The sequence below is a fragment of the Hydrogenobaculum acidophilum genome (assembly GCF_054656715.1).
The window spans coordinates 1-235 of sequence record NZ_BAAHXP010000079.1 but is presented as its reverse complement, the minus strand read 5'-3'; the positions used below and the strand labels follow the sequence as shown (position 1 = coordinate 235).

Sequence of the window (235 nt, the reverse complement as noted above, 5' to 3'; positions counted from 1 at the left end):
TCAACCTAAAAGGCAAGGTAGATATATACAAGACCAAATCAAATCGCTTCAGAGCCGTTATACACTTCAAACCACGCTCTGTACAATACAAAGACGCTATTCTTGACTTCTATCTATATCCTAGCACTGTATCCAAAAACAAAAGAACTCATAAAGAAAATTTCATTGAAATGCTTAGGATTTTTAAGCTTGTCTTTGAGTTTTACGAGCTAAGGTTTGACCCATCTTTCATGAG

General features: G+C 35.3%; 1 protein-coding gene. It reads left to right on the top strand.

Going from position 1 to position 235, the window contains the following annotated elements; translation table 11 throughout:
* The coding region (locus ACYQZV_RS09205; RefSeq protein ID WP_459895366.1) for a hypothetical protein at nucleotides 1–235 on the top strand (235 nt) is incomplete at both ends.